At 73.1% G+C, this 2,751-nt stretch carries 4 protein-coding genes; all 4 read left to right on the top strand.

The window, feature by feature from the left end; genetic code table 11:
* Window positions 1-105 precede the first annotated feature (105 nt).
* The 4 genes from JS521_RS11610 to JS521_RS11595 all read left to right on the top strand — a co-directional run bounded on the left by JS521_RS11610 (window position 106) and on the right by JS521_RS11595 (window position 2,560).
* Window positions 106-348, top strand: a complete 243-nt coding sequence (locus JS521_RS11610; protein WP_205082643.1) for a hypothetical protein — start codon at window positions 106-108, stop codon at window positions 346-348.
* A 290-nt stretch (window positions 349-638) separates the two neighbouring features.
* Window positions 639-1,001, top strand: a complete 363-nt coding sequence (locus JS521_RS11605) for a hypothetical protein (protein WP_205082642.1) — start codon at window positions 639-641, stop codon at window positions 999-1,001.
* A gap of 27 nt (window positions 1,002-1,028) precedes the next feature.
* Window positions 1,029-1,469 carry a hypothetical protein gene (locus tag JS521_RS11600; protein ID WP_205082641.1) on the top strand — a complete coding sequence of 147 codons (441 nt, stop codon included), beginning with the start codon at window positions 1,029-1,031 and terminating at the stop codon, window positions 1,467-1,469.
* Complete coding sequence (locus JS521_RS11595) at window positions 1,466-2,560, top strand: tetrahydrofolate dehydrogenase/cyclohydrolase catalytic domain-containing protein (RefSeq protein ID WP_307847849.1); 1,095 nt, start codon at window positions 1,466-1,468, stop codon at window positions 2,558-2,560. The genes JS521_RS11600 and JS521_RS11595 overlap by 4 nt, the downstream gene beginning before the upstream one ends.
* Window positions 2,561-2,751: the final 191 nt, after the last annotated feature.

The following is a 2,751-nucleotide window of genomic DNA, read 5'->3' as shown; positions in this document are numbered from 1 at the left end:
CCCGCACCACACACCGCCCTCCAGCCGCCCCACCCGCTGACCCGACACACCACACAGCCCCCGCCGACGGCCACACCGCACAGAAGAACCGAGAAGGACCGCCTCATGACCGAGAAGCCCTCACTCCGCGCGTACCTCAGGCACTACGCCCAGGGCGGCGTCCCCCGCGAGGAGATGATCGAGACCATCGCCGCCTGGGACTTCGAAGAAGAGGTCCACGACGAGCTGGTCGTCGAACCCACGGGGCAGGACAACGTCTTCGCCCTCGTCAACGGTGCCGCCTTGCTGGGCACGATCACGGACGACGACCTGGACGAGATCGTACGAAGGAAGCAAGCACGCGGCTGACCGCCCACGAACCACACCCACACGATGATCGGAAAGAGATGCTGACGGGGGAATACGCTCAGCTCTACGCGGAGCTGCAACAGCGCATGGCGCGAGGCGGAGACCTTTGACCCGGCGCAGGGGACACCGCGGCCCGGTTCCGTCAGGGACTCGCCTGGGACAAGGAACGCCGTGTCATCCAGCGTGGCGGGCGCCTCCTCACCCGTTGGCACGCCGAGACCGGGGGCAACTTCTCCACCCCGCTCGTCGCCGTCCACAACGCCGCCACGGGCAAGCTGGAAACGAGCATCGTGTGCGAGCAGCCGAGGGGAGGCGACGCCGTCTCCTCCCCCAACGGCCGTTTCGTCGCCGTCGGAACTGTCGCCTTCGACCTCCAGCGCCGCCACGGCGCCTGCCTGGAGGCGGGCGAGAGCCGCAAGGCCGACGTGTTCGTCCGGTCGATCACCGACGACGGGATCGCGTACGGAGAGCTCGCCGCGGGCCCCGGAGGGGATCCCGGTGCGGCCGAGGTCGATCTGTCCGCCGGTGACGGCACCCCTCGCGCCCTCCCTGAGGGCACGCGCGTCCCCGAGTGGGCCCTGCGGGACACCGGGGTCTTCCTGACACCCCACCCGGTGAACGGCCTGCTCATCTCCGTCCTCAAGCACACGTGACGACCTGAACCGACCCTGGAGAGATACGTGTCCCTTCCTCAGACCACCCAGCTGTTCCGCTGGCGGCACCGGCTCAACGGCGAGGCCTTCTCCCTGCTGCGCGCCGTGTACGACCCGGCCACCGGACAGGCCGTGGCCGTCGTCTCCGAGCTGGCCGACAGCCCGGTCCACGGCATCACCTACGACTTCGCCGATGTCGCCGACGCCGCACTCCCCCTGCTCCGTGCCCACCTGAGCCCCCACCTCGCCTCCCTGCTGTGGATCGCGCACTTCGGGGACTTCTCCTCCTTCGACCCCGGCGGCCCGGAGACCTTCACCGCGATCACCCTGAAGGTCGCGGAGAACGGGTACCGGGACGACGACCGGGGCGACCGGAGGCTGACGGCCGGCGAGGTGACCCGCCTCTTCCACGGTCACCCCCTGGCTCCGGTGCCCGAAGTACTGGCCGGCCTGGGGCCCTTGACGTGACGGAGCTGGTCTCGGGCAGGGACGTACTGCGACAGGCACGCGCGTTGTACGCGCACTACCGGCCCGCCGTGGAACCGACCGGCATGAAGGTGGCGGTCATCCGCTTCACCCCCACCGACACCGACCCGCCCGACTGGCGCGTCCGCCTGGAAGCCTCCCGGATCTCCGCCGAACAGAAGATCAAGAGCTTCGAGCACCTGGGCTTCCGGGCGGACCACGTCGTCCTGCCGCCCGGCGTCGGCCGTCGCGAATTCCGCGAGGTCCTGGAGGGTTACAACGCGGACCCCGCCACACGCGCGATCATCGTGCAGTTCCCCCCGCCGCGCGACCTGGCCCCCGTCGTGGACGGCATGGACCCGGCCAAGGACATCGACGCCCTGCTCAAAGGGCGCTCCCCCTACCCCGCCTGCGCGACCGCCGAGGGCATCTACCGGGTCGCGGAGCCCTTCGCGACCGACCGGCCCGCCATCGCCGTGGTCGGCAGCAAGGGGTTCGTCGGGCAGGGGGTGGTGAGCATGCTCCGGGCCAACGGGCACGACCCCATGACCCTCGACCACGGCGACAGGCTGGAGCGGGTCCGCGACGCCGACATCGTCATCTCCGTCACCGGCAGCCCCGGCATCCTCACCCCCGACCACATCCGGCCGCACCACCGCGTCGTGATCGACTCCGGTTTCGTACCGCAGGCGGACGGCAGCGTGCGCGGCGACGTACAGGCCGAGGCGTACACCGTCCCGCAGAACATCACCCCCGTCCCCGGCGGCATCGGTCCGGTCGAGATGGCCACCCTCATGGAACGGGTGGTCCGCCAGGAGGTCGACCCGAGCGTCGTCTCCTGGAAGGTCTCCCCCGGCCCCTACCTCGAACGGGCACGGTTCACGGCGGACCGGACCACGGCCGCCACCACGGCGACGGCGACCACGGCCACCGCTCCCTCGATCGCCGCCGCGGGCCGCCTGCGCGGCGCCGCCACACCCGCGGCCGGCGCTCCCCCGGCCTCCGCCCCGTCGGCCGCGGCTCCCCGGCTCCCGGGCCGGCAGGCGGCTCCCCGGCCCCAGCTCCCGCCCCAGGCAGGCGGCCCGGCCCGCTGAACGCTCCGGCGCCGTGGAAGGGCTACGGCGACCGGACGGTTCCAGGGCCGCACACGCCTGAGGGGGGGGCCCCCCCCCCCCCCGGGGGGGGGGGGGGGGGCCGCCGCGGGGGGGGGGGGGGGCCCCGGGGGGGGGGGGGGGGGGGGGGGGGGGGGGGGCCCGGGCCGCGCGGGGGGGGGGGGGGGGGGGGC

It is taken from the genome of Streptomyces durocortorensis (assembly GCF_016901035.1).
GTDB lineage: Bacteria > Actinomycetota > Actinomycetes > Streptomycetales > Streptomycetaceae > Streptomyces > Streptomyces durocortorensis.
Note: the sequence above shows the minus strand (reverse complement) of the source record. Positions and strands in the feature narration are given on the sequence as shown.